Genomic DNA, 24,392 nt, shown 5'->3' with positions numbered 1-24,392 from the left:
GCAGGGCCCGGAGCCCGGCGGAGCCGGGTTTCCTGGGGCTCCGCCCCAGGCCCCGCGCCTCAAACGCCGGCGGGGCTGAAATGGCCCGGCACGGCAGCCCGGCCAGGGCGGAGGCGGTCACGAGGCCTCCGCGCGGTCGGCGGCCATGCCGGCGGCGTCCAGGAGGGCGGTGCCGACGATGAGGTCGGCGCCGCCGAATTCGTGGTCGTCGAGCTGCGTGCCGTCGTCCACCGCGAAGAGGAGCCGCTCCTCCCCCTGCCGGTACGCCGTGCCGACGGCCGGACTCGCCGCGTGGACGGCCAGCAGGGCCACCAGGTAGGGCAGTTCCGGATCGCTGCGGCGGGCCTCCGCGAGGAGTCCGGACAGCCGCCGCGGGGCGTCGTGCGGGAGGTCGAGGAGCGCCATCGCGGCGGCGAGCTGCTCCTCGCTGAAGCGGCTGTCGTCCGGGGTGGCGATGAGGTCCGGCTCGGGCATCTCCGCACCGAGGTGCTCGCGCTCGACGGGCGGGGTCAGCAGGATCTCGACCAGGTCGGCCACCCGCACCGAGACGGGCGTGCGCAGCCCGGCGCCGGAGGCGAAGAAGGCGGTGGTCACCCGGCTCGCCTGCTCCAGGGGGAGCGGCAGCAGCGGGGCGACCAGCTGGCCGTACAGGTCGATGCCGGAGCGGGGCGCCGGGGCGGCGAAGGCCTGGCGGTCCTGTTCGGCGCGGAACAGCGGGCCGGCGTCCAGCAGCCGGGACTGGAGCTGGGTGTGCCGGCGGATGCAGTCCTTGACGATGTCGACGAGCTCGGCCGCGCGCCGCTTGTTCTCCGGCTCCTCCGCCTCGTCGCGCGCCTTGCGGATGTTGGTCAGGATCGCGTTCTCGTGGCGGTAGCGGTCGGCGACGTGGTCCAGCGCCTCGGCGATCATGTCGGGCACGGCCCGGAGCCAGTCCACCGCCCGGACGTTGCGGCGCGTCGCGTCCAGCGTGCGGCGCAGGGTCTCGGCGTACTGGACCGTCCGGTAGCGGGCCTGCTCGGCGGCGAGCTGGGCGTCCGCCAGTCGGCCGCGGCTGATCAGCACCTCCAGCTTGACCTCGGCGGCGATCTGGGCGCTGGTGACGTCCGTGTCGAGGGCGCCGACGAGGACGTTGACGGCCTCGTCGGTGGTGCGCAGGTAGACCACGCCGCCGTAGCCGGGGACCTCTTCGATCAGCTTGAAGTCGTAGTCCCGGCGCACGTAGACGCCGTCGGGGCCGAAGGTGCCGTAGATCGCGCGGAAGCCGCGGTCCACGCTGCCGACGTTGATCAGGTTCTCCAGCACCCAGCGGGCCACCCGCTCGTGCTCGGCCGCCGGGCGGGCGGGGGCCTGGGCCGCGACGCGCGGCAGCAGCCTGGCCACTATCTGCTCGTGGTCGGCGCCCGTGTCGAAGTCCATGTTCAGCGTGACCAGGTCGATCGCGGCCAGGGCGACCTCCGCCATCGCGTAGACCCCGTACTCGCCGGCCAGATTGGCCTTGCGGACGTCGAGGTCGTGCAGCGGGGCGGTGCAGGCGAGGGCGCGGAGCCGCCGGGCCAGGCCCTCGTCGGCGGCCGGGCCCGGCGCCGGGGACGGAAGGGTCTTCGCCGGGGCAGGGAGAGTCACGGACAAAGACTAGGTCCTGTTGCTGACAACATCCCAAACGGCATGGTTCGGCCGGATCGTCCCGGCATCCGCTCCGGCCGCCTGCTCTACGCTCGGCGCATGGATTCCATGATCGCATCCGCTCGCGTGATCGACCTCAACGCCGACCTCGGCGAGGGCTTCGGGCGCTGGGCGCTCACCGACGACGAGGCCCTGCTCTCCGTCGTCACGAGCGCCAATGTGGCCTGCGGCTTCCACGCCGGCGACCCGTCCATCATGCGCCGGGTCTGCGAACTGGCCGCGGAGCGGGGCGTGCGGATCGGCGCGCAGGTGTCCTACCGCGATCTGGCCGGCTTCGGGCGGCGCTCCATGGACGTGCCGCCGGACGAGCTCGCCGACGAGGTGGCCTACCAGATCGGGGCGCTGGAGGTGTTCGCGCGGGCGGCCGGCTCCCGGGTGTCCTACGTGAAACCGCACGGCGCGCTCTACAACCGCACCGTGCACGACGCCGGCCAGGCCGCCGCCGTCGTCGCGGGCGTCCGGCTCGCGGCCGGGTCCGGTGCCACCGGGGGCCTGCCGGTGCTGGGGCTGCCCGGGTCGCTGCTGCTCGCCGCCGCCGGGGAGGCCGGCCTGGCTCCCGTACCGGAGGCCTTCGCCGACCGCGCCTACACGCCCGCCGGGACCCTGGTCCCGCGCAGCGAGCCGGACGCCGTGCTGCACGACCCGGACACGGTCGTGGCCCGGGCCGTCCGAATGGCGGCCGAGGGTGCGGTGACGGCGGCCGACGGGGCGCCGGTCCGGGTGGCCGCGCGCTCGCTGTGCCTGCACGGGGACACCCCCGGGGCGGCCGGGCTCGCCCGCCGGGTCCGCGAGGCGCTGGGCGCGGCCGGGGTCCGGGTGGAGGCCTTCGCGTGAGGACGCTCGTGGTGGGCGGTGGGGCGCTGCTGATCGAGCTGGACTCGGCGGACGAGGTCGCCGCGCTCCACGCCGAGCTGCTGCGCCGCCGGGACGCGGGCGAGCTGGGACCCGTACGGGACCTCGTGCCGGCCGCGCGGACCGTGCTGTTGGACGGCGTACGGGACCCGGCGGCGCTCGGTGCCCGGATCGCGCGGTGGGCGGTGCCGCCGCTCGCGCCCACGCAGGGGTCGCTGGTGACCGTCCCGGTGCGGTACGACGGCCCGGACCTGGCTGAGGTGGCCCGGTTGTGGGGGGTCGCCCCGCGGGAGGTCCCGGGGATCGTCGGCGGGGCCGTCTTCCGGGTGGCCTTCTGCGGTTTCGCGCCGGGCTTCGGCTACCTGACGGGGCTGCCGGAGCGGTTCCACGTCCCCCGCCGCGGGACGCCCCGTACGGCCGTCCCGGCGGGCTCGCTGGCGCTGGCCGGGGAGTACGCGGGGGTGTACCCGCGCTCCTCCCCCGGCGGCTGGCAGCTGATCGGCTCCACGGACGCGGTGCTCTGGGACCCGGAGCGGGAACCGGCGGCGCTCTTCGCGCCCGGGGTCCGCGTGCGGTTCACGCAGGAGGACGGCCGTGGCTGAGGGGCTGCTGGTGGTGCGGCCGGGGGCGCTGACGACGGTCCAGGACCGGGGCCGCCCGGGGTACGCGCACCTGGGGGTCCCGCGCTCGGGAGCCCTCGACACGGCGGCGTACGCGCTGGCCAACCGGCTCGTCGGCAACGCGCCGGACGCGGCGGCGCTGGAGACGACCCTGGACGGGGTCGGGCTGCGGGCCCTGGCTGCGACCGTCGTGGCGGTCACGGGCGCGCCCTGTCCGGTACGGATCTCCGGTCGCCCGGTGGCCTGGGGGGCGCCGGTCCGGCTCCCGGCCGGGGCGGAGCTGGAGGTGGGCCGGACGGAGTCGGGAGTGCGCGGCTACGTCGCGGTGCGGGGAGGCCTGGTCGGCCCGCCGGTCCTGGGCAGTCGCTCCACGGACCTGCTGTCCGGGCTGGGGCCGCCGGTCCTGTCGGCCGGGATGCTGCTGCCGGTGGGCCCGCCGGGCCCGGATCCGGCCCCCGGGGCGGATGCCTGCGGCTTGCCCGGGCCGCCTGCGGAGCTGCTGCTCCCGCTGCGGCTGGGGCCGCGGGCGGACTGGTTCACGGGAGCCTCCCTCGCCGGGCTGTGGCGCTCGGAGTTCCGCGTCTCGGCGGCGTCCAACCGCATCGGCCTGCGCACGGAGGCGGGCACCGCGCTGGTCCGCGCCCGGACCGGCGAGCTGCCCAGCGAGGGCATGGTGCTGGGCGCGGTCCAGGTGCCGCCGGACGGGCTGCCGGTGGTGTTCCTGGCCGATCACCCGGTGACGGGCGGCTATCCGGTGGTGGGCGTGGTCCCGCCGGGCCGGGCCCTGGACGCGGCGGCGCAGGCCCGGCCGGGGATCCCGGTCAGGTTCGTGAGGTCCCGATGAAACGTTTTCGGGGGCTGCGGCCAAGTACCGGATGAGGGGACCGACCGGGTCCCCGACGCAGGGGAGGAACCAGGGTGCGAAGCCCAAGACGGAAGACCGGGCCACCGGATCTCACCACGCAAGAGGGATTCGGCGCGTTCTACGAGGAGCACATTGACGCCGTGCTCGGGTTCGTCACCCGCCGGGTCGCCGACCCGCACCTGGCGGCGGATCTGACGGCGGACATCTTCCTCGCGGCGATGGGCTCGGCCTCCGGCTACCGGCCCAACAGGGGAGCACCGATCGCCTGGCTGTTCGGCATAGCCCGCAACGTCCTGTCGGGCCACGCCCGCGGGCTGGCCCGCGAGAGCGGCGCCCTGGCGCGGCTGAGCGGCCGCCGCCTCCTGGAGGACGAGGACGTCGCGGCCCTGGAGGAACGGATCGACGCCCAGCGGGCCTTCAGGGCCCTGGCGGAGCGTCACGCCGCCCTTTCCGAGCCGCTGCGCGCGGCCCTCGACCTCGTAGTCATCGACGAACTCACCCCGGCCGAGGCCGCCCAAGCCCTCGGCGTCACCCAGGCGACCATCCGCGTCCGCCTCCACCGGGCCCGCCGCGCGCTGCGCGGGACCGGGACCGCCGCCGTCACCGAAACGCAGTTGGAGGCAGCCCGATGAGCACCAGGCCCGGCGGGTTCGAGGACCGACTCAAGGCGGCGCTGCTGGCCCGTCTCCCGCAGGAGGCTCCGGCCCCGGCTCCCGCCCGCTCCCTGACCCGCCGCTACGGCATCCCGCTCGCGGTGGGCATCGCGACGGCCGTCGTCCTCGCCGTGATGGCCCTGCCCGGCAGTACCCGCAACGGCTCGCTGCCGTCGGTCGGTCCCACCGGCTCGCCGAGCCCTTCGGCCGCGGACGCGCCCGAGATCAAGAAGGACCCGGACGGCTCGCTCCGGTTCAGGATGCCCGAGCAGCAGCAGGTCCCGGCCCTGGCCGACCGGCTCAAGGAACTGGGGGTCCAGGTCGCGCTGGTCCCGAAGCGGCCGCTGTCCCAGTGCAGCTCCGAGCTCATACGCGGGGGCTTCGATGCGATGGGCGACCCCGAGGCCGTGGTCCTGCAGCGCGGCGATGACGGGTGGTTCTTCAAGGTCAACGCGAAGACGGTCCCGCAGGGCTACACGCTCACGTTCGCGTGGGCGGAGCACTACCCGCTGGGCGATCGGAGGGCCGACTTCAACGTGGTGGAGCCGGCCAGGATCCCGTCCTGCACGATCGACTACTCGGAGGGCCTGGAGGAAGCACTGAAAGCGCGCTCCGAGCCCCCGAAGGACCCCGGCAGGACCATCGAGATCCCCGCGCCCAGGCTCGCCGATGTGCCAGAGGTGGTCCGGAGCCTGCAGGAACAGGGCGTCAGCGTCGCGGTGACCGAGCTGAAGCCCCGGTCGGAGTGCACACACCTGGGCCGCGGGTACCGCCATTCCGGTAGGCAAGCCGACCCCGAGACCGAACTGGCCCGAGGGCGGGAGGAGAGCACGTTGAGGATCAACTCCAAGACGGTGCCTCCGGGGTACACCCTCGTCCTCAAGAAGCCGGCGAGCGGGTCGGACCCCGGCGCCACGGTCGGTTACGGCGTGCAGAAGACGTCCGAGGTCACCGCCTGCGAGGTCGACCCCCTCTTGCTGGGCGGGTGACGCCCTCTTCGCGATGAGCCCCGGACGCCCCGGTCTTCCTCAGGCCGGGGCGTCCGCGCGCCTGCGACCCGCTACACGGCGGACTCCGGTGTGATGCGGCTGCGGACGGCCGACTGGACGTCCTCCTCCTCCGCCGGATCGGCGGCCAGGCGGCGCAGCCGGGGCGCCACGCGTGCGTCGGCCGTCTCGGCGTGGCGGGCCGCCACCTCGCGGGTGGTCTCCTCGCAGTCCCACAGGCATTCGACGGCGAAGCCCGCCGCGAAGGTGGGGTCGGTGCTGGCCAGGGCCCGTGCGGCCCGGCCGCGCAGGTGGGACGAGGCGGTCTCGCGGTAGATGTGGCGCAGCACGGGGGCCGCGCAGCCGACGGCGAGCCGGCCTGCGCCGTCCACCAGGGCGAACAGGCGCCGGGTGTCCGGGCCCGCGCCGCGCACGGTGGAGCGCAGGGCGCCCAGCACCAGGCCCGCGTCCTCGGCTCCGCCGCGGGCGGCCAGGATGGCCGCGGCGGCCTCGCCGAGCGCGTCGGGGCGGTGGACCCAGCGTCGGGCCCGTTCGACGGCCCCGGGGCCGCACATGCGCTCGTAGGCGGCCACGGCGGGCTCGTCGGCGGCGGCTTCGATGAGGTCCAGCACGGCCGGGTTCTCCGGCTCGGCGAGGACCAGGTGGTGCAGGGCGGTGGCCCGGGCGGCCTCGCCGTCGGCGCCGGCGGCGGCCGCGAGGATGGCGGAGCGGTCCTCGGGCTGGGCCACGGCGGCGAGGCAGCGGGCCGCGGGGACGTGCAGCGGGGTACCGCGGCGCAGTCCGTCGGCGGCCCAGTCGAAGACGGCCTGGACGCCCCAGCCGGGCCGGGGGCCGCTCGGGGTCATCTGGCGCTGCCAGCGGTCGAAGGAACCCTGCTGACGGGCGGCGCGCAGGCGCTCCCCGTACTGCGGGGTCTCCTCCCACAGGCACCACGGACGGGGCTCGTAGGCGTCGCGGACGGCGGCGGCCAGCCGCGCCTCGCCCTCGGCCGTGCCGGGGAAGCGGGCGAGGACGGCCGGGGCCAGGGACCGCAGGCCTTCGTCGTCGTCGCGCAGGGCCAGCTCGTCGAGCGCCCAGGCCCAGTTCGCCCCCGAGGCCGCGTAGCGGCGCAGCAGCATGAGCGCGTCGTCGCGGCCGTAGGAGGCCAGGTGGCCCAGGACGGACAGGGCGAGGCCCGTGCGGTGGTCCTCTTCGTCGACGAGGTCGTCGGCGCTGAAGAGGTGGGCCTCGATCTCGCCCAGTGGACCGGCGAGGTCCAGGTACAACCGGGCGTAGTACAAGGAGCGGTTCTCGACCTGCCAGTCCTGGCGCGGGTCGCGGAGCACGCACTGGTTGAGGGCCTCGAGGGCCTCCGCCCTGGGTGCCGCGAGTGCGTGCAGCGTGCCGTCGCCACGGCCTCGCTGAAGGAGACCGAGCAGGGTACCGCTCGGTGCTATGACTGGTTCGAACATGGGAATGGCCTCAAATCAAGCTGGGGACGCAACCGGGAATCGGGATTCACAGGGCCGCGTAACAGCATGTGAGGACGTCCGCCGTCATGTTCCGCTCGATGTAGACCATTGCCTTCTTCTCACTCTCGTCGGTGCTTCGTGACCATGGAGGCCGGGCCGGCCGGATCACGCTTCGTGTCTCGCCCGCTTCTGCCCGTCCCCCGTGCTCGCGAATCGAATCCGACGCCATGATGACCCAGCCGGTTTGTGCACCGCGACCACATTTATGGCCGCCGTGACCAACCTGTGAGGTCGGGATGTGTCCGGGCCCGGCCAGATCCCAGGCAAAACCGGACTACTCGGCTCCGAAAAGTTCCAGCAGGTCGGCCTTGGCGAACATGCGCGCCGTGTCCACGGCGGAGGGCGTTCCGGCCTTCGGGTCGGCCCCACCGGCGAGCAGGGCGCGGATGACGGCCCCTTCGCCCTTGAAGACGGCGCCGGCGAGCGGGGTCTGGCCGCGGTCGTTGGCGCGGTCGGCCTCGGCGCCGCGGGCCAGCAGGGCGGACACGGCCTCGGCGTGGCCGTGGTAGGCGGCGAGCATGACCAGGGTGTCGCCGCGGTCGTTGGTGAGGTTCGCCGGGACCCCGGCGTCCAGGTAGGCGGTGAGCGCCTCGGTCTCGCCCTGGCGGGCGAGGTCGAAGATCTTGGTGGCCAGCTCGATGACGTCCTCGTCGGGGACGCCCTGGGAACCGGAGCCCCCGGCTGCGTGCTCGCTCATGGTCCGTACCGCCTTTCACTCGTTGCTGACATGGTCCGCCCGCCCGTCACGACGTCGAAGACCCGGTCGGGGGCCGGGCGGGCAGGGGGGTGCACGGCGCTGCGTCCGTACGGGTGAATCGTCAGAGTAGCGCCCTGGCCTGCACATGTCCGGGTCGGGCCGAGGCAATGATCACCTTCGACTCCCTACGCGCCGGGCATGCCAGCCGGGCAGGGCCAGTCAAGTGAAAAACCCGCAAATTCACTCGTATGCACCTTTTGTCGCATTGATACTTCCTGTGAGCCTGGAAGAACTGATGGTGACTGTCCCCACCAACCAGGAGAAGAACTCATGGTCCTGTCCATCTCAGGCGTGGTCCTGCTCGGCATCATCTGCTTCCTCTTCTTCAAGAAGGACGGGATGAAGCTGACGCACGCGTTCGTCTGCTCGCTCTTCGGCTTCTTCCTCGCCGGCTCCGCCATCGCCCCGAGCATCACGGCGAGCACGGCGAGCCTCGCGAGCCTGCTCGGCGGGATCAAGCTCTAGCCCGGCCATCACGCAGCGACACCAGCAGCACCCGGAACACCGTCACACCCACAACTCCAGGAGACGCCCGTGGCCCGGCGCCCACTTCCCCGCATCCTCAGCAGCGGCACCACGTCGCTGACCCGGGGCCGCGACCTCGCTCGCACGGCCGCCGACAATGCCACGGACGTCATCCATCCGCTCCTCGTGATCGGACGCGGCCTGCGCATCCTGGCCGCGGCCGGGCGGCGCCGGTGGTCGCAGACCCCCAAGGACAAGCGCGGTCCCGCGCTGTTCCTGGGAGCCGCCTGCGTCCTCGTGGTCGCACTCGTCCCCTACGGCCCCCTCCTCGCCCTGATCACCCTCATGGCGGCCGCGGCCTGGCACGGACGCGACCGCACCCCGACGAAGACCGGACCCAGCGATGCCGAGACCGAACGGCTCGCCTCCCTCTACGAAGCCCTCGTGCCGTACTTCTCCATCCCGGAAGACCCCAGTCCGCTCTTCGCCCACGGCGGGGACTGGGACAAGGCCTTCAGTGGCTACGAGTTCGACGGGGCGGGCCGCATCACCCGGCTCCACATCCGCTACCCGGCCTACTTCACCGACGGCGAGGCCACCTCACGGGCCCGGATCGAGGCACTGCTGCACGCCAAGTCCGGGCGCGGACGGGAGTACCTCTTCGACTGGGACGAGGAGGGCAACCAGCTCGACCTGAGAGTGCTGGCGGCACTGCCGACGGGCATCGCCGCCCAGCCGTTCGTCACCTCCCCCGGCGAGACCGTGCTCGGCTTCACCGACGCCGGCGGCGTGCAACGCACCCTGCCCGTCCTGGAAGGCGACGAGCCCCGGGACGTACCGCCGGTGATCTGGCGCACCGGGCCCCGCTCCACCGAACCCCACCTGCTGGCCGTCGGCCAGCCCGGCAGCGGCACCTCCACCCTGCTGCGCTCCGTCGCCCTGCAGGCCCTGCGGCACGGGGGCGACGTACTGATCGTCGACGGCGGCGGCAACGGCGAGTACTCCTGCCTCTCCGGCCGCAGCGGCGTCCTCGCCGTGGAATGCGGACCGGTCGGGGCGCAGGCCACGCTGGAATGGGCCGCGCAGGAGACCGAACGGCGGCTCATCGCCACCCACCGGGCCCGGGAGGTCGGACGGCCCGCGCCCGAGGACACCCGACGACCCCTGTGGATCCTGCTGGACCAGCCGAGCGTGCTGGCCCACCTCGCCGTCGCCGGGGGCGGCCCCGACCCGCTGGCCCAGCTACAGGTGCCGTTGCGGCACGGACGGCCCGCGCACGTCACCGTGGTGGTGGTCGAGCAGTTCGGGCACCTGGAACTGTTGAACGACGCGGTCTGGCAGCACACCCGCGCCCGCATCGTGCTCGGGCCCGCCGCGGTCCAGCAGGTCGCCGACGTACTGGGGCTGCCGCCGCACACCACCCCGACGGCACAGGTGCCGCCCGGGCGCGGGTACGCCCGGCTCGGCACCGGGCCCGTGCACCGGCTCCAGGTGCCCGCCACCCCGGACCCGTACGACGAGGCCGCGCACCCGGCGTACCGCCAGGCCGTGCTGGAGCTGCTGCCGGGTCGGCTCGCGCCCGGCGGGGGCGCCGGGCGGGACCGGAGCACGCTGGACAAGGCGCTCCAGGGGCAGCCGGCGCAGGGCCCGGCTTCGGACGCCCCGGAGATTCCGGAAGTGCCCGCCGAGGCTTCGTAAGGCGTTTGCGACGGGCTACGCCACGAACGTGCGCGGCGGCTCCGCCCCGCTGCCGCCCGCGCCCGTGCCGACCAGCCGGGCCGCCGCCGCCAGCCGGGAAGCGGCCTCTTCGGCCACCGGCCCGCCCACGGTGAACGGCAGCCGGACGTAGCCCTCGAAGGCCCCGTCCACGCCGAACCGCGGCCCCGAGGGGACCCGTACCCCGACCCGCTCCCCCACTTCGGCCAGCCGGGAGCCGGAGAGCCCGCCCGCGCGGGCCCACAGGGTCAGCCCGCCCTGCGGCACCTCGAACTCCCAGTCCGGCAGCTCCCTGCGGACCGCCGCGACCAGTGCGTCGCGGTTCTCCCGGGCCTGCTCGCGGCGGATCTCGACGGCCTCCTGCCAGCCCCCCGTCCGCATCAGCCAGTTCACCGCGAGCTGCTCCAGCACCGGGGTGCCCAGGTCGGCGTAGGCGCGGGCGGCGACCAGGCTGCGGATCACGTCGGGGGCCGCGCGGACCCAGCCGATCCGCATGCCCGCCCAGAACGCCTTGCTGGCGGAGCCCACCGTGATGACCGTGCTGCCGGCCGGGTCGAAGGAGCACACCGGGCGGGGCATCTCCAGGCCCGGGTCCAGCCGGAGCTCCAGCATGGTCTCGTCGGCCACCAGGACGGTGCCGGCCGAGCGGGCGGCCTCCACCATCGCGCGGCGCTGCTCCTCGGAGGCCAGGGCTCCGGTCGGGTTGTGGAAGTCGGCGACCACGTAGGCGAGGCGGGGGGCCGAATCGCGCAGCACCTGGCGCCAGACGTCCATGTCCCAGCCGCGCAGGCCGTCGGCCATGGCGACGGGCACGAGGCGGACCCCGGCGGCGCGCATCAGCTGGAGGATGTTGGCGTAAGAGGGGGACTCGACGGCGATCCGCTCCCCCCGCCCGGCGAAGAGGCTGCAGATGGCGTCGATGGCGCCCATTGCGCCGGTGGTGACCATGATCTGCTCGGGCATGGTGGGGATGCCCTGCTCGGTGTAGCGGTCGGCGAGCATCCGGCGCAGCGCGGGCAGGCCCGCCGGGTAGTCCCCGTGGGTGTGCGCGTACGGCGGCAGCTCCTCCAGGGCGCCCTGGACGGCCTTGGTGAGCCACGGCTCGGGGGCGGGGAGCGCGGCGCAGCCGAGGTCGATCATCGAGCCGAGGGACTCGGGCGGCAGCGGCTCGAGGCCCCGGGCGGGCAGCGGGTTCCCGGCCGGTACGGAGGTCCAGCTGCCGGAGCCGCGGCGGGACTCCAGGAACCCCTCGCCCCGCAGGGCCTCGTAGGCGGCGGCGACGGTGGTGCGACTGAGGGAGAGGGCGACGGCCAGTTCCCGCTCGGCGGGCAGCCGGGCGGCGACGGGGACGCGGCCTTCGAGGACGAGCAGGCGGATGCCGTCGGCGAGGGTCCGGTAGGCGGGCAGCTTGCGCGCCCCGGGGACGCTGGTCCGCTCCTGCTGTGAGGCGATGAGGCGGGCTAGCTGTGCGGCACCGACCGCTGAGGTCCATTCGGCCATGCTGTCCGGTCCACCTTCGTCGAATTGGCCTCGCCCGACCCCGGGCGCGGCCGGTATTGGATTGCTTCCGCTCCCACACCCTGTCACGCCGGGGTCCACCGGGACCAGGGGCGGGGGGGTACCCGAACGCTCGGCAGTGGGGGCCGCACGACTGCGGCGGCGCGCCGTTCACCGCGCAGCCACCGGGCCGCACCGTCCTCACGGGCAACAAGAGGCATACTGCCGCCGTGACGCACGTACGCCTTCGCCATCCTTATCTGGACCACCCGGCTCCGATCCCCTTCGCGCACCGGGGCGGTGCCGCGGACGGGCTGGAGAACACCGCCGCCGCCTTCCGCCGGGCCGCCGAAGCGGGCTACCGGTACTTCGAGACCGATGTGCACGCCACCGTGGACGGCAAACTCGTCGCCTTCCACGACTCCACGCTGGACCGGGTCACCGACGGGCAGGGCCGGATCGCCGAACTGCCCTGGAAGAAGATCCGCGAAGCCCGGGTGGGGGGCACCGAGCCGCTGCCGCTCCTCGAAGACCTGCTGGAGGAGTTCCCGGACGCCCGCTGGAACATCGACATCAAGGCCGAATCGGCGCTGCACCCGCTGGTCAACCTGATCGCCCGGGCCGGGATCTGGGACCGGGTCTGCGTGAGCTCCTTCTCGGAGAGCCGGGTGGCCCGCGCCCAGAAGATCGCCGGGCCCCGGCTGGCGACCTCCTACGGCGTGCGCGGGGTGCTCGGCCTGCGGCTGCGCTCGTACGCCATTCCCGCGGCCCTGCGCGTGGGCGCGGTGGCGGCGCAGGTTCCGGAAACCCAGGCCGGCATCCGCGTGGTCGACCGCCGGTTCGTACGGACCGCGCACGAGCGGGGACTCCAGGTGCACGTCTGGACCGTGAACGAACCGGAACGTATGGAGGCTCTCCTCGACCTGGGTGTCGATGGCATCATGACCGACCGGATCGACATCTTGCGCACGGTGCTGGACCGGCGTGGGGCCTGGGCCTGACGCGCCCTTCACCCCCCGCCCGGCCGGAGTGCCGCTGCGGAACGGGACCAGCGAGGGGGACACCGCATGAGTGCGGAAGAGCGCAGCAGGACCGAAGAAGCGGAACCCGGGACGGACGGCGGTAGAGCCGCAGCCGCCCCGACGGAGCCGACCGCCGCGACGGACCCGACTGCCGGGGCCGCCGAGCGCAAGCGCGAGCAGCGGGGCTGGTACTTCTACGACTTCGCCGTCTCGGTCTACTCGGCGAGCGTGCTGACCGTGTTCCTCGGCCCCTACCTGACGGCCGTGGCCAAGGCCGCCGCGGACGCCGAGGGCTTCGTGCACCCGCTGGGCATACCGGTGCGCGCCGGATCCTTCTTCGCCTACTCCGTCTCGGCCTCGGTGATCCTGGCCGTCCTGCTGATGCCGCTGGTGGGGGCCGTAGCCGACCGGACCGGACGCAAGAAGCCGCTGCTGGCCGCGGCCGCGTACACGGGCGCCGCAGCGACCGCCGGAATGTTCTTCCTGGGCGGTGAGCGCTACCTGCTGGGCGGCCTGCTGCTCGTCGTGGCGAACGCCTCCCTGTCCGTCTCGATGGTGCTCTACAACGCCTACCTGCCGCAGATCTCCACCCCCGACGAACGGGACACCGTCTCCTCGCGGGGCTGGGCGTTCGGCTACACCGCCGGGTCCGTGATGCTGGTGGTGAACCTGGTGCTCTACATGGGGCACGACTCCTTCGGCCTCTCCGAGGGCATGGCGATCCGGATCTGCCTGGCCTCCGCGGGCCTGTGGTGGGGGGCCTTCGCGCTGATCCCGCTGCGCCGGCTGCGGGACCGGGCCGTGGTCCGGGAGCCGGGGGCGGCTCCGGCCGTCAGCGGCTGGAAGCAGCTCGTCGCCACGTTGAAGGACATGCGGCGCTACCCGCTGACCCTGTCGTTCCTGCTGGCGTACCTGATCTACAACGACGGCGTGCAGACCGTGATCTCCCAGGCCTCCATCTACGGCTCGGAGGAGCTGAAGCTGGAGCAGTCCACCCTGATCGGGGCGGTGCTGCTGGTGCAGGTCCTGGCGGTGGCGGGCGCCCTGGGCATGGGCCGCCTCGCCCGGAGCTACGGAGCGAAGCGGACGATCCTGGGCTCGCTGGCCGCGTGGGCGGTGACGCTGGCGGCCGGATACTTCCTGCCGGCCCGGACCCCGGTGTGGTTCTTCGCCCTCGCCGCGATGATCGGGCTGGTGCTGGGAGGCAGCCAGGCGCTCTCGCGCTCGCTGTTCTCGCACCTGGTACCGGCGGGCAAGGAGGCCGAGTACTTCTCGGCGTACGAGATGAGCGACCGGGGCCTGAGCTGGGTGGGGCCGCTGGTGTTCGGCCTGACGTACCAGCTCACGGGCAGCTACCGGGACGCGATCATCTCGCTGGTGGTCTTCTTCGCACTGGGATTCGTGCTCCTGGCGCGAGTGCCGGTGCGGCGCGCGGTGGAGGCGGCAGGCAATCCTGTACCGGAGCGGATCTGAGGGTGGGTCCGCGAGCGCGCTCCGCCCGGATCTACGAACGAATTCCGAACGAATTTAGACGTTGAAGCAAAGGGGCGGTAGTGTACGCCTTTGGCCTGCCAGGCGGACCGTTACTGCGCGCTCAATAAGCGTGGACGTTGGGTGACATCTGCTGCCAGATGTGACAAAACGGGCACTGGTGGGTACAACAAGGGGCGGCACGACGGGCGACGCATGACCCGGAGCGGGAATCTATACCGCCGACCGGACGTTGACCGGATGACGACGACAGCGACACCTGTCCTGTGGGCGACAAGCCCGGGAGGCACGATTCATGAGTGAGCGAGCTCTCCGCGGTACGCGCCTCGTGGTTACCAGCTACGAGACGGACCGCGGCATCGATCTGGCCCCGCGCCAGGCGGTGGAGTACGCATGCCAGAACGGACATCGATTTGAGATGCCGTTCTCGGTTGAGGCAGAAATTCCGCCGGAGTGGGAGTGCAAGGCGTGCGGCGCCATGGCACTCCTGGTGGACGGGGATGGGCCCGAAGAGAAGAAGGGCAAGCCCGCGCGAACGCACTGGGACATGCTCATGGAGCGACGCACCCGCGAGGAGCTGGAGGAAGTGCTGGCCGAGAGGCTTGCAGTCCTGCGTTCCGGCGCCATGAACATTGCCGTGCATCCGCGGGACAGCCGCAAGTCCGCCTGACAGCCGGACGGATACACAAAGCCGAGGGGCCCCGCCACACACCGTGTGGCGGGGCCCCTCGGCTTGTCCGTTTACTCGGCCCGCTCCCGGCTCTTCTTATGGAGTCAGCGGCGGGCGGTACGCGACGTCCGGGCCGTCCTGCCGGCCGGGACGCTCCTCGCGGATGACCTCGCCCTGGACGACCTTGCCGTCGGGGTAGTGGATACGGGCCTGCTGGAAGGCGCCGCCGAAGCTGTCGGCGGGGGCCGAGGCCATCTTCCGCTCCAGCGAACGGGCCACCCTGCGGCCGATCCAGGCCCGGACGGGCGGCAGCAGCAGGACCAGACCCGCCACGTCGGAGATCAGGCCCGGCAGCATCAGGAGCAAGCCCGCCAGCATCGTGAGGCCGTTGCCCTGGCCGGGCTGCTGCGGAGCGGGCTGCTGCCCCTGCTGGGCCTGCTGGAAGGTGCTCGCCAGGTTCTTGAAGGCACGCCGCCCCGCCCGCTTGATGACCACCGCGCCCAGGACCATGCCGCCCGCGAGCAGCGCGGCCACGGCGAGTCCGCCGGCCACGTCCGCGACCACGGTGAGCAGCCAGATCTCCAGGATCAGCCAGGCGGCGATCGCCAGGGGAAGGAACGTACGGGCGGGCGAGCGCCGCCGAGGGGCCGTGGACATGCCGGTCGTCATACCATCCAGTGTGCCTGGAGCCGCATAAAAGCGGCCTCAGCCGGAGGTACCGGACATCCCCTAGGGGTGCCCGGGCCCGGCCGGACCGTCAGGCTCCGCTTCCCGGCTTGCCGGTCTGCGCGCCACCGTCCTTGCCGCCGTCCGCACCGCTGTCCTTGCCCAGCAGCTTGGAAGCCTGGGCCTTGATGCCCCACTGGGTGACCCGCCACAGCGCCTCGACCAGGATGTCCTTGCTCATCTTGCTGTCGCCGAACTCACGCTCGACGAACGTGATCGGGACCTCCACCACGCGGAAGCCCTTCTGCACGGCCCTGCGTGCCAGGTCGACCTGGAAGCAGTAGCCCGCCGAGGCCACCTCGTCCAGCCCCAGCCCCTCCAGGGTCTCCCGGCGGAAGGCCCGGTAGCCGCCGGTCACGTCCCGCATCGGGAGGTTCAGCATCAGCCGGGAGTACGTCGAACCGCCGCGCGAGATGAACTCCCGGCTCTTCGGCCAGTTCACCACCCGCCCGCCCGGCACCCAGCGGGAGCCCAGGACCAGGTCCGCGCCGGCCAGCGCGGTCAGCAGGCGGGGCAGCTCCTCGGGCTGGTGGGAGCCGTCGGCATCCATTTCGACGATCACCCCGTAGCCCTGCTCCAGGGCCCAGACGAAGCCCGCCAGGTAGGCGGCGCCCAGCCCCTCCTTGCCCTTGCGGTGCAGCACGTGGACGTGGTCGTCGCCGGCCGCCAGCTCGTCGGCGAGCTTGCCGGTGCCGTCCGGACTGTTGTCGTCCGCGACGAGGATGTGGGCCTCGGGCACGGCCGCGCGCACACGCCCGACGATCAGCCCGATGTTCTCCGCCTCGTTGTAGGTCGGAATGATCACCAAGGCCGTACCGAGCGGTCCGTAGGTCCGCTGTCCGCCGTCGCTCACTGAGTCCCCTTTTGTGCTCGTGCACGTCCTGTACGTCTGGTCGCAGAGGATGACTTTAGAACAGTGGCCGGGACCCGCGGTCCTTCGGGCCGGTCAGACACCCGCTGGCTGCGGGCCGCCGTGACCGTTGTCTACTGGACCGCGGACCCCGACCGGGGCCACCCGCCGCCCGGCGAAACCTTCCCTCGCCCCCGAGGCGCGGGCGCGCTGCGCAGACGGAGTCGTCCGGCACGGACTTCCTAGTGGTGGACCCGGCCGAACCTATCCGGGTCCGACCGCCCGTACCGAACCGAGGCCGACCGGATCACCCCTGTGGGCGTACGAATACCTCCCGCCCGCCGACGACGGTGGCGAGGCACACCGGCAGCGCGGATCCGGGGGTCAGGTCGGGCAGTCCGGGGGTGCCCGAGCGGGGGTCGGTGGACCAGCGGGCGACCCGGTCGTCGGGGGCCTGGACGACCAGGTCACCCGTCTGCCAGACCGCGTAGTCGGCGGGTGCGCCGGGGACCAGGACGCCCGCGTCGTCGCGGCCCAGCGCCCGCCAGCCGCCCCGCGTGTGAGCGGTGAAGGCGGCCCGTACGGAGATCCGGTGCTCGGAAGTCCGGTGGAAGGCGGCCGCGCGGACGGTGCCCCACGGGTCGAGCGGGGTGACGGGCGCGTCCGAGCCGAAGGCCAGCGGGACGCCGGCCTTGAGCATGGCCGCGTACGGGTTGAGCGTGCGGGCCCGCCCGACGCCGAGCCGGTCCGCGTACATCCCGTCCTCGCCGCCCCAGGCCGCGTCGAACGCGGGCTGCACGGAGGCGGTCAGCCCCAGCTCCGCGAAGGCGGCGATGGTGGCGGGGGTCATCATCTCCGCGTGCTCCACCCGGTGGCGGGCGGCGCGGACCCGGGCCAGGCCGACCTTCTCGGCGGCCGCCCGGACGCCCTCGACGACCGCGGTGATCGCAGCGTCCCCGATGGCATGGAACCCGGCCTGGAGACCCTCCTCGGTACAGGCGGCCACGTGCTCGGTGACGGCGTGCACGTCGAGGTACTCGGTGCCGGTGTGCGCGGCGTCCGCGTACGGGGCGTGCAGGCAGGCCGTGTGCGAGCCGAGGGCGCCGTCGACGAACAGGTCGCCGGCGGCTCCGACCGCCCCGAGCTCCTTGGCCAGTGCGAGGTCCCGGTCGGCCCAGTACCCGAACACGCGCGGCCCCGGCCGCTCGGCAGCGAGGGCCAGCAGACCCGTGAAGTCCTCGGCGGAGGAGATCTCGGGCCCGCCGCACTCGTGGACGGAGCCGATCCCGAGGGAGGCGGCCCGGTCGAGGGCGGCCCGCTGTGCCTCGGCGCGCTGGGCGGGGGTGACGGCGGCCAGCGCGGCCCGCCGCACGGCGTGGTGGTCATCAGCGGTCAGCGGCCGGTCACCGTCGGGCCGTACCCCCGGGACGAGGGCGAGCAGAGCGGTGGTGACCACGGCCGAGTGCACGTCGACGCGGCTGAGGTAGAGCGGGCGGCCGCCGGTGGCCTCGTCGAGCTCGGCACGGTGCGGGGCCCGGCGCTCGGGCCAGCGCGCGGCGTCCCAGCCGTGCCCGAGGAGCACCCGGTCGGCCGGACGGCTCGCGGCGTACGCGCGTACGAGGTCCAGCGCGGCGGACAGCGTGCGCGCCCCGGTCAGGTCCAGACCGGTGAGGGCCAGGCCCGCGGAGGTGGTGTGGACGTGGGCGTCGGTGAACGCCGGCGTCACGAGCGCGCCGCCGAGGTCGACGACCTCGTCCACGCCCTGCGCGAAGGCGTCGGCGGCACCCTCGGAGCCGACCCAGGCGATGCGGCCGCGCTCGACGACCATCGCGGTGGCGAAGGGGTCGGCGGGGCTGTGCACCTCGCCCCCGCGGAGGAGAACGGTCCGGGTCGGTGCTCCGGCGGCGTCGGCGGAGTGGGCGGTGCGGTCAGTCATGCCGACCAGTGTCCCGCGTCGCCCACCCCGGCCCGACCACCGGGTCCCCGCTCGGGCGCGGGTCAGACGCGGGGCGGGCGCGCCTCGTACGGGGTGGACAGCACGACCGTCGTGCGCGTCGAGACGTGGGCGAGGGCGCGCAGGCGGCCCAGGAGGTCTTCCAGTTCCAGCGGCGTCGCGACGCGCACCTTGAGGATGTAGTTCTCGTCGCCCGCGACGCTGTGACAGGCCTCGATCTCGGGGACGCCGGCCAGCCGGTCGGCGATGTCGTCCGGGGCGCTCGGATCGAAGGGCTTGACCGAGATGAACGCGGTCAGCGGCAGGCCGACGGCCTCCGGATCGACCACGGCCGCATAGCCTCGGATGACCCCGCGCTGCTCCAGACGTCGTACTCGCTGATGGACTGCCGACGTGGACAGTCCCGTGGCCTTGCCCAGATCCGTGTAGCTCATCCGCCCGTCCCGCACGAGCAGATCAACGATCTGGCGGTCCAGCTCCTCCATTGCGCTCATAGCCGCTCAACTTACGGCCCAAGGGCGCTCCAGGCCCAGTGCTGTCCGCCCACTGGAGGCATCTGCGGCAGGCATGTGACCAAGGCCACAGGGGTATGCAGGTGGAGGCCTGTCTGTTGTGGTTACTCGTGACGCTCGACGGGAATTGGTTGCTGTGGCCGAGGCCGAAGAACCTGCCCGCCCGGCCCACCCAAGGGGGAGTACATCCATGCTGAACACCAAGCGCGCCGGTCGCACCGAACCGGAGCCCCTGGAACCGCTCGATTCCGGGGACGGTACCTACCCGGACGACGGCGGGGACGGCGATTACCTCGACGAGATCGAGGGGTTCGAGATCCACCACGCGATCTGCCCCGACTGCGGCCAGTCGATCGCCCTCGTCGCGGACGAGGAGTACCTGCCGCAGCACGCCCTCTGCCTGACCCCCTGGAACCCCTTCGGCCTCACCGTGTGCGCGGGCACCGGCCGGCCCGCGAGCGACGCCCTGCCCACCGTCGGCATGATCCAGCCGGTGGAGGCGCAGGAGCTCGAACCCGTCGTCCTGTCGACCCTGCCCCAGGGTCTGGACTGGCGGACCCAGCCCTTCTCGCACGTCGGCGGTCCGGGCTCGCGCCCGATCCGCGTGGTGAGCCCCGTGCTGCCGCGGCCGCAGGCGCAGACGCGGCAGCAGCACGCGCAGGCGGCCTGACGGCCGCTCCGCTCCCCTACCAGTACGTTCCCTGCACCATGGCGGCCAGGCTGGCGTGGTGCAGGATCAGGCCGTCCGGGTCCGCCGGGACCTCGACCTCCCCGAAGTGGGCCTGCCGGTAGGCGATGCGGAGCATCACGATCCCGTGCCGCAGGGCCGCGTAGAGGGTGTGGAACTCCATGTCCCGCGGGGTGTGGCCGGTGAGCTCGGCGTACCGGCGCTCCAGGTCCTCGCGGCGCAGGAAGTCCGGCAGGCCGGGCTGACCGAAGCCGACCGTGAGGTCCTGGAAGAACCGGTGCAGGTAGACGGTCCAGCCGAGGTCCACCTCGCGCGGGGCGTACGCCGCCATCTCCCAGTCCAGTACGGCCACCGGCGTGAAGCCGTCGTAGATGACGTTGCCGATGCGGGCGTCGCCCCAGTTGAGGACGGCGGGGCCCTCGTCCTGCGGCCACAGCTCTTCCAGCCGGGCGAACGCCCGCTCGATGAGCGGGGACGGCGCGAGCCCGCCCACCACCCATGAGTAGTAGGCGCGTTGGGCGTCCACGTGCCGGCGCAGCGGCGTGCCCTCACCGTCGGGGAGGAGGAACTCCGCCTCCTTGGAGGGGAACTGGTCGTGCAGCCGGGCCAGCAGCGAGATGCTCGCCTCCTGGAGGGCGGCGCGCTCGGCGTCGGTGGCGGCGTGCAGCCAGTTGCCCTCGTACGTGTAGGGCATGACGTCGGGCGGGACCCGGCCCTCCGCACGGGCCATCACGAAGAACGGCGCCCCCAGCGGCCCCGGGTCCTCCTCCAGCCACTGCACGTGCGGTACGGGCAGGTCCGTGTGCTGGGCGACCAGGCTCATCACGCGGTGCTGGCGCGACATGTCGTACGTCGGGAAGACGGTGTAGGCGGCCGGGTCGGCGGCGAGCCGCAGCGCGCAGGCGCGCAGCGGGGTGTCGGGGTGCTCTATGTCGAAGAGCAGGGTCTCGCTGGACATCCCGTTGGATCCGGGGACCGAGACGCCCGTGACCCGCGCGCCGGGGAGCCTGGCGTCCAACCAGGCGGCGAGGCGGCGGCCGAGCTCCTCGGGCTCCCGGGTGGAGGTGCGCGGTCGTGGTGCGGTGGCCATGGTCGATCCCCTTTCCTACTGGGCGACGGAGGAGTAGTCGGCGAAACCGCTCGGGTCATGGCGACCGAAGCTGCCGTGTTCGAAGATGCCGTGGCCGATCTGCCCGTCGAGGGTGAAGCGGGCCGAGTGGTCGGTCACTCCGAAGGCGGCCATCGGGTGGGCCGCGGGGTCGGAGAGGTCGTAGACGCGGCGGTCGCTCCAGCCGCGGCCCTGCCAGGTGCCGTGCTGCCAGTCAGCGGCGGGAGGGTAGCCGGCGCCGACGGCGAGCGGGGACGAGTTGAGGATCTCCACGCCCAGTTCGAGGGGCTTGCGGGAGGGGTCGGTGAGGTGCACAACGGCCCGCTCGGGGTGCCGGCTGCCGGGCCGGTAGCGGATCTCCGTGTGCGGCCAGCCGAGTTGGACGTCGTGGCGTCCGCTGCCCTCGGGGAAGACCTGCACGGCCTCGTTCAGGGTGCGGTGGCCGTCGGCGTCCTCCTGGGCGATGACCATGACGAAGCGGTCCTCGAAACGGACCGGGATCCACAGCCAGTGGAAGCCCTCGGGGCGGTACTCGTCGGCCGCGCGGCCCCCCTCCTCGCCGGGGATCGGCCGCACGCCCCAACTCCGGTCACGGGTGCCGGTCCACTCCCCCGACCTGAGGGTGAACTCCTCCCCCTTGGCCCGGATGGTTCCGGCGACCTGGCCGGCCTGCACGAAGCGGCGGCCTTCGAGCATGAGGCGGTCGCCGCGCCGCTGGACGTGGTGCGGCTCCCAGACGGCGGGGAACTCGGCGGTCCAGGTGATGTCGTACGAGAGCCCGTGCGGGTCTGCCGGATCGGCGGCGCAGCGCAGCGTGAGCCGCTTGAGCGGTACGTCGACGGTGATGGACAGGGGCCCCACCGAGAGGTTCATCCGGTCGTCGGTGAGGGCGTCGGAGGCCCGGACGGCGAGCAGCTCGTCGCCGATGCGGAGGGTGGCATAGGCGTCGATGACCCCGGCGTTGGGATACACGCCGAGGCCGAGGATCAGGACGGCGCGGCCGGCGTGGTCGAAGACGTGGAAGATGCACCGGTCGTAGGCGTTGCGGTCACCGCTGACGACGTGCTTCATCGACAAGGGCGCCTGGTGGATGGGGTATTCATCGAGCGCGACGGGCCGGTCGGCGGGCATGACGAACCTCCTGGACGGACGGCTTCGGATCGGCGGGGGCAAGGGGGGAGCAGGGGGGGAGCAGGGGGGTGGCGAGGGGGACGGGGCGGGACTGCTCGAGCGGATATGACGGTACGTCAGAAACCAGTCTCGGGACCACCCTTCTGGCACGCTCTGACAGACCGGCGCGCCATGCCGCGGCCTCCCGGGGGGCGGGAGCCGGGCGGGCGGGGCGGGGGCTTCGGGGGGCGGGAGCCGAGTGGGCGGCATCAGGGATGCACATGGGGTTTCCGCACACCCGACGCCACCGCTCAACGATCCGACCCCGCCCCGACCCCGGCGCCCGCCCCGAAGCCCCGGCTCAACGATCCGACCCCGCCCCGCCCCGACCCCCGCCCCAGGGGCCCGATCCCGCCCACCCGACCCCGCGGCGGGTTTTCACGGTGATCTTGGTGTGTAGCCTCGCAGTCATGAGTGATGACTGGCAGACGGACCGGATCGGAAGTGCGCTGCGGGGAGAGAACCCCTCCGTGCTCAGGCGCCTCGAGGCGGGTTTCGCGGTGATCGGGGACGTCCAGTTCCTGCCCGGATACTCGGTGCTCCTGACGGATGACCCAGCCGTGCAACGGCTGTCGGACCTGCCGAGGGCACGGCGGTTGGCCTTCTTGTCCGACATGGATCGGCTGGGGGAAGCAGTCGAGCGGGCGTGCCGGCGTCTGGACCCGGCTTTCCGCCGCGTGAACCTGGAGATCCTCGGCAACACCGACGGCTTCCTGCACGCGCACGTGTGGCCGCGTTTCGAGTGGGAGCCGGCCGATCTCGTGGGCAGGCCCGTCTGGCTGTATCCGCGCAAGAGTTGGAGCGACGGCACGTTCGCACTCGGTCCGCAGCATGACGAGCTGCGGGGAGCGATCGGCGCGGAGCTGGACCAGCTGGCGGGCGTGCGTTGACGGTGCGGGCCCGCCGACCGGAGGTCGGCGGGCCCGTCGATCGGTGCCGATCGGCGGCCGGACGTCGAAAGCGCCGTTCGGCCGCCCCGCCCCGCCCCCGGCGACACCTCGAACGGATGGGCGCACCCCGGGGGCGATTACCCGGCCCTTCGGTTCCGCGTTGGCGAGGTATGACCATGCTTCAGTCTTCAACGGGCCGAAGGCGTCGACTGGTGGCGCCGGGTCTCGAAGAATCGGTTCAGCGTCCGCGTGAGCAGGCGCAGCAGGTGCCGGATACGCCGATCTACCGCGATCTGCTGGCACGGTGGGCGGATGCCGGCCGGACGCTGCCCGGCCGGCGCGACCCGGAGTGGTCGCGGCTCACGTCCTCCCCGGTATGGCCCACCACCAGCAGCGGGCTGTACTGACCGCGGTCAGCGCGTCTCCGGGCCCGCCAGGTGGCGGGCGATGACCATGCGCTGGATCTGGTTGGTGCCCTCGACGATCTGGAGCACCTTCGCCTCCCGCATCAGCCGCTCGACGGGGAAGTCCGCCGTGTAGCCGTACCCGCCGAGGACCTGCACCGCGTCCGTGGTGACGGCCATCGCCGCGTCCGTGCAGAACAGCTTGGCCATGGCCGCCTGGCGGGAGAACGGCTTGCCCGCGTCGCGCAGCCGCGCCGCCGCGAGGTAGAGCGCCCGGCCCGCCTCGATCTTGGTGGCCATGTCGGCCAGCATGAAGCGCAGCCCCTGGAAGTCCGCGATCGGGTGCCCGAACTGCTTGCGGTCCAGTGCGTACGTCAGGGCCTCGTCCAGTGCGGCCTGGGCGACGCCGATGGCGCAGGCGGCGATGCCCAGGCGCCCGGCGTCCAGTGCGGCCAGGGCGATGCTGAAGCCCTGCCCCTCCTCGCCGATGCGGCGGGCGTCGGGGACCCGTACGCCGTCGAAGTGCAGCTGGGCGGTGGGCGAACCCTTCATGCCCATCTTCTTCTCGGGCACGGCCGCGGTCAGGCCCTCCGCGTCCCCGGGGACCAGGAAGGCCGTGATGCCCTTGGGCCCGTCGGCGCCGGTGCGCGCGAGGACGGTGTAGAAGTCGGCGACCCCGCCGTGGGTGATCCAGGCCTTGGTGCCGGTGATGATCCAGTCGTCGCCGTCCCGCACCGCCTTGGTGGTGAGCGAGGCGGCGTCGGAGCCGGCGGCCGGCTCGGAGAGGCAGTAGGCGCCCAGCAGGCCGCCGCCGAGCATCGCGGGCAGGTGGGCGCTCTGCTGCTCCTTGGTGCCGTAGCCACCGAGGCCGTGGCAGGCCAGGGAGTGCACGCTGACGCCGAGGCCGACGGTCAGGCGGGCCGCGGCCAGCTCCTCCAGGACCTGGAGGTAGACCTCGTACGGCTGCTCGCCGCCGCCGAACTCCCCGGGGTAGGGAAGGCCGAGCAGGCCCGCCTCGGAGAGCAGGGTGAAGACCTCCCGCGGGAACCGGCCGGAGTCTTCCTCCTCGGCTGCCTTGGGGCGGATCTCCCGCTGCGCGATCTCACGTACGAGGGCGAGGAGGTCCCGGGACTCCTCGGTGGGCAGCTGTCGGTCCACCGGCTGCGGGGCGCGGTCAGTCATGGCGGCGCTCTCCTCCCTGGTCGGGCACGGCGGCGACGCGTGAGGTGTGGGACGCGCCACCGGGTCTCGGTAATCCCACAGCCGATGCTGCCCTCCCGG

Annotated in this window: 24 protein-coding genes; 13 read left to right on the top strand and 11 right to left on the bottom strand. The window is 73.2% G+C overall.

Annotation, left to right across the window (positions count from 1 at the left end):
- Positions 1–117: 117 nt before the first annotated feature.
- Positions 118–1,623 carry a hypothetical protein gene (locus OG386_RS34670; RefSeq protein WP_328791321.1) on the bottom strand — a complete coding sequence of 502 codons (1,506 nt, stop codon included), beginning with the start codon at positions 1,621–1,623 and terminating at the stop codon, positions 118–120.
- 99 nt (positions 1,624–1,722) lie between these two features.
- Here OG386_RS34670 and OG386_RS34665 point away from each other — a divergent pair, with 99 nt between their 5' ends.
- The 5 genes from OG386_RS34665 (at position 1,723) to OG386_RS34645 (ending at position 5,662) form a co-directional block, all read left to right on the top strand.
- Positions 1,723–2,517 (top strand): LamB/YcsF family protein, encoded by a 795-nt coding sequence (locus OG386_RS34665; protein ID WP_328791320.1) that lies wholly within the window; start codon positions 1,723–1,725, stop codon positions 2,515–2,517.
- A complete protein-coding gene (locus OG386_RS34660; RefSeq protein ID WP_328791319.1) occupies positions 2,514–3,137 on the top strand; it encodes a 5-oxoprolinase subunit B family protein in 624 nt (207 codons plus the stop codon). The genes OG386_RS34665 and OG386_RS34660 overlap by 4 nt, the downstream gene beginning before the upstream one ends.
- Positions 3,130–3,999, top strand: a complete 870-nt coding sequence (locus OG386_RS34655) for a biotin-dependent carboxyltransferase family protein (RefSeq protein ID WP_328791318.1) — start codon at positions 3,130–3,132, stop codon at positions 3,997–3,999. The genes OG386_RS34660 and OG386_RS34655 overlap by 8 nt, the downstream gene beginning before the upstream one ends.
- 74 nt (positions 4,000–4,073) lie before the next feature.
- Positions 4,074–4,652, top strand: coding sequence for an RNA polymerase sigma factor (locus OG386_RS34650; RefSeq protein WP_328791317.1), 579 nt, complete (start codon positions 4,074–4,076; stop codon positions 4,650–4,652).
- Positions 4,649–5,662: a hypothetical protein gene (locus tag OG386_RS34645; RefSeq protein WP_328791316.1), complete on the top strand. Its 1,014-nt coding sequence runs from the start codon at positions 4,649–4,651 to the stop codon at positions 5,660–5,662. The genes OG386_RS34650 and OG386_RS34645 overlap by 4 nt, the downstream gene beginning before the upstream one ends.
- Before the next feature lie 71 nt (positions 5,663–5,733).
- On the opposite strand, the gene OG386_RS34640 is transcribed toward OG386_RS34645, so the two are convergent.
- Positions 5,734–7,131 carry a HEAT repeat domain-containing protein gene (locus OG386_RS34640; RefSeq protein ID WP_328791315.1) on the bottom strand — a complete coding sequence of 466 codons (1,398 nt, stop codon included), beginning with the start codon at positions 7,129–7,131 and terminating at the stop codon, positions 5,734–5,736.
- A 334-nt stretch (positions 7,132–7,465) separates the two neighbouring features.
- Positions 7,466–7,888 (bottom strand): ankyrin repeat domain-containing protein, encoded by a 423-nt coding sequence (locus OG386_RS34635; protein WP_327386493.1) that lies wholly within the window; start codon positions 7,886–7,888, stop codon positions 7,466–7,468.
- A gap of 330 nt (positions 7,889–8,218) precedes the next feature.
- Here OG386_RS34635 and OG386_RS34630 point away from each other — a divergent pair, with 330 nt between their 5' ends.
- On the top strand, positions 8,219–8,413 hold the full coding sequence (locus OG386_RS34630) for a hypothetical protein (RefSeq protein ID WP_030031218.1): 195 nt from the start codon (positions 8,219–8,221) through the stop codon (positions 8,411–8,413).
- Positions 8,414–8,482: 69 nt separating this feature from the next.
- Entirely contained in the window at positions 8,483–10,111 is a 1,629-nt protein-coding gene (locus tag OG386_RS34625; protein ID WP_328791314.1) for a hypothetical protein, read from the top strand.
- 15 nt (positions 10,112–10,126) lie between these two features.
- Here the strand turns inward: OG386_RS34625 and OG386_RS34620 are convergent, their stop codons facing one another.
- Positions 10,127–11,629 carry an SCO1417 family MocR-like transcription factor gene (locus OG386_RS34620; RefSeq protein ID WP_328791313.1) on the bottom strand — a complete coding sequence of 501 codons (1,503 nt, stop codon included), beginning with the start codon at positions 11,627–11,629 and terminating at the stop codon, positions 10,127–10,129.
- Between the two features lie 227 nt (positions 11,630–11,856).
- Between OG386_RS34620 and OG386_RS34615 the strand changes: the two genes are divergently transcribed.
- From OG386_RS34615 to OG386_RS34605, 3 genes are all read left to right on the top strand, one after another.
- A complete protein-coding gene (locus OG386_RS34615) occupies positions 11,857–12,627 on the top strand; it encodes a glycerophosphodiester phosphodiesterase (RefSeq protein ID WP_328791312.1) in 771 nt (256 codons plus the stop codon).
- A gap of 66 nt (positions 12,628–12,693) precedes the next feature.
- Positions 12,694–14,121 (top strand): MFS transporter, encoded by a 1,428-nt coding sequence (locus OG386_RS34610; RefSeq protein WP_328791311.1) that lies wholly within the window; start codon positions 12,694–12,696, stop codon positions 14,119–14,121.
- Between the two features lie 313 nt (positions 14,122–14,434).
- Positions 14,435–14,809: an RNA polymerase-binding protein RbpA gene (locus OG386_RS34605; protein WP_007262928.1), complete on the top strand. Its 375-nt coding sequence runs from the start codon at positions 14,435–14,437 to the stop codon at positions 14,807–14,809.
- Between the two features lie 96 nt (positions 14,810–14,905).
- Here the strand turns inward: OG386_RS34605 and fxsA are convergent, their stop codons facing one another.
- From fxsA to OG386_RS34585, 4 genes are all read right to left on the bottom strand, one after another.
- Positions 14,906–15,478: an FxsA family membrane protein gene (gene fxsA / locus OG386_RS34600; protein ID WP_328791310.1), complete on the bottom strand. Its 573-nt coding sequence runs from the start codon at positions 15,476–15,478 to the stop codon at positions 14,906–14,908.
- Between the two features lie 88 nt (positions 15,479–15,566).
- Positions 15,567–16,388 carry a polyprenol monophosphomannose synthase gene (locus OG386_RS34595; RefSeq protein WP_328791309.1) on the bottom strand — a complete coding sequence of 274 codons (822 nt, stop codon included), beginning with the start codon at positions 16,386–16,388 and terminating at the stop codon, positions 15,567–15,569.
- 304 nt (positions 16,389–16,692) lie between these two features.
- Positions 16,693–18,321 carry an amidohydrolase gene (locus OG386_RS34590; protein WP_328791308.1) on the bottom strand — a complete coding sequence of 543 codons (1,629 nt, stop codon included), beginning with the start codon at positions 18,319–18,321 and terminating at the stop codon, positions 16,693–16,695.
- Positions 18,322–18,383: 62 nt separating this feature from the next.
- Positions 18,384–18,824 carry an Lrp/AsnC family transcriptional regulator gene (locus OG386_RS34585; protein ID WP_030011705.1) on the bottom strand — a complete coding sequence of 147 codons (441 nt, stop codon included), beginning with the start codon at positions 18,822–18,824 and terminating at the stop codon, positions 18,384–18,386.
- A 217-nt stretch (positions 18,825–19,041) separates the two neighbouring features.
- Between OG386_RS34585 and OG386_RS34580 the strand changes: the two genes are divergently transcribed.
- Positions 19,042–19,521: a hypothetical protein gene (locus tag OG386_RS34580; RefSeq protein WP_327386485.1), complete on the top strand. Its 480-nt coding sequence runs from the start codon at positions 19,042–19,044 to the stop codon at positions 19,519–19,521.
- A 16-nt stretch (positions 19,522–19,537) separates the two neighbouring features.
- On the opposite strand, the gene OG386_RS34575 is transcribed toward OG386_RS34580, so the two are convergent.
- Positions 19,538–20,629, bottom strand: coding sequence for a phosphotransferase family protein (locus tag OG386_RS34575; RefSeq protein WP_328791307.1), 1,092 nt, complete (start codon positions 20,627–20,629; stop codon positions 19,538–19,540).
- Between the two features lie 15 nt (positions 20,630–20,644).
- A complete protein-coding gene (locus OG386_RS34570; protein WP_328791306.1) occupies positions 20,645–21,778 on the bottom strand; it encodes a hypothetical protein in 1,134 nt (377 codons plus the stop codon).
- Positions 21,779–22,227: 449 nt separating this feature from the next.
- On the opposite strand from OG386_RS34570, the gene OG386_RS34565 reads away from it, so the two are divergent.
- Positions 22,228–22,707 (top strand): HIT family protein, encoded by a 480-nt coding sequence (locus OG386_RS34565; RefSeq protein ID WP_328791305.1) that lies wholly within the window; start codon positions 22,228–22,230, stop codon positions 22,705–22,707.
- A gap of 212 nt (positions 22,708–22,919) precedes the next feature.
- The gene (locus tag OG386_RS34560; RefSeq protein ID WP_328791304.1) at positions 22,920–23,114 is read left to right on the top strand and encodes a hypothetical protein; all 195 of its coding nucleotides are present in this window, start codon (positions 22,920–22,922) and stop codon (positions 23,112–23,114) included.
- Positions 23,115–23,120: 6 nt separating this feature from the next.
- Here the strand turns inward: OG386_RS34560 and OG386_RS34555 are convergent, their stop codons facing one another.
- Positions 23,121–24,293, bottom strand: a complete 1,173-nt coding sequence (locus OG386_RS34555) for an acyl-CoA dehydrogenase (protein WP_328791303.1) — start codon at positions 24,291–24,293, stop codon at positions 23,121–23,123.
- Positions 24,294–24,392 lie beyond the last annotated feature (99 nt).

The organism is Streptomyces sp. NBC_00273 (assembly GCF_036178145.1).
Classification (GTDB): Bacteria; Actinomycetota; Actinomycetes; order Streptomycetales; family Streptomycetaceae; genus Streptomyces.
This window is presented reverse-complemented; position numbering and strand designations above follow the sequence as displayed.

Bases quoted from the DNA above. Each gene is read 5' to 3' on its own strand.
- OG386_RS34580 (WP_327386485.1), top strand. From the start codon at position 19,042: ATGCTGAACACCAAGCGCGCCGGTCGCACCGAACCGGAGCCCCTGGAA.
- OG386_RS34555 (WP_328791303.1), bottom strand. From the start codon at position 24,293: ATGACTGACCGCGCCCCGCAGCCGGTGGACCGACAGCTGCCCACCGAG.
- OG386_RS34635 (WP_327386493.1), bottom strand. From the start codon at position 7,888: ATGAGCGAGCACGCAGCCGGGGGCTCCGGTTCCCAGGGCGTCCCCGAC.
- OG386_RS34590 (WP_328791308.1), bottom strand. From the start codon at position 18,321: ATGACTGACCGCACCGCCCACTCCGCCGACGCCGCCGGAGCACCGACC.
- OG386_RS34620 (WP_328791313.1), bottom strand. From the start codon at position 11,629: ATGGCCGAATGGACCTCAGCGGTCGGTGCCGCACAGCTAGCCCGCCTC.
- OG386_RS34575 (WP_328791307.1), bottom strand. From the start codon at position 20,629: ATGGCCACCGCACCACGACCGCGCACCTCCACCCGGGAGCCCGAGGAG.
- OG386_RS34665 (WP_328791320.1), top strand. From the start codon at position 1,723: ATGGATTCCATGATCGCATCCGCTCGCGTGATCGACCTCAACGCCGAC.
- OG386_RS34570 (WP_328791306.1), bottom strand. From the start codon at position 21,778: ATGCCCGCCGACCGGCCCGTCGCGCTCGATGAATACCCCATCCACCAG.
- OG386_RS34610 (WP_328791311.1), top strand. From the start codon at position 12,694: ATGAGTGCGGAAGAGCGCAGCAGGACCGAAGAAGCGGAACCCGGGACG.
- OG386_RS34640 (WP_328791315.1), bottom strand. From the start codon at position 7,131: ATGTTCGAACCAGTCATAGCACCGAGCGGTACCCTGCTCGGTCTCCTT.
- OG386_RS34630 (WP_030031218.1), top strand. From the start codon at position 8,219: ATGGTCCTGTCCATCTCAGGCGTGGTCCTGCTCGGCATCATCTGCTTC.
- OG386_RS34605 (WP_007262928.1), top strand. From the start codon at position 14,435: ATGAGTGAGCGAGCTCTCCGCGGTACGCGCCTCGTGGTTACCAGCTAC.
- fxsA (WP_328791310.1), bottom strand. From the start codon at position 15,478: ATGACGACCGGCATGTCCACGGCCCCTCGGCGGCGCTCGCCCGCCCGT.
- OG386_RS34565 (WP_328791305.1), top strand. From the start codon at position 22,228: ATGAGTGATGACTGGCAGACGGACCGGATCGGAAGTGCGCTGCGGGGA.
- OG386_RS34585 (WP_030011705.1), bottom strand. From the start codon at position 18,824: ATGGAGGAGCTGGACCGCCAGATCGTTGATCTGCTCGTGCGGGACGGG.
- OG386_RS34645 (WP_328791316.1), top strand. From the start codon at position 4,649: ATGAGCACCAGGCCCGGCGGGTTCGAGGACCGACTCAAGGCGGCGCTG.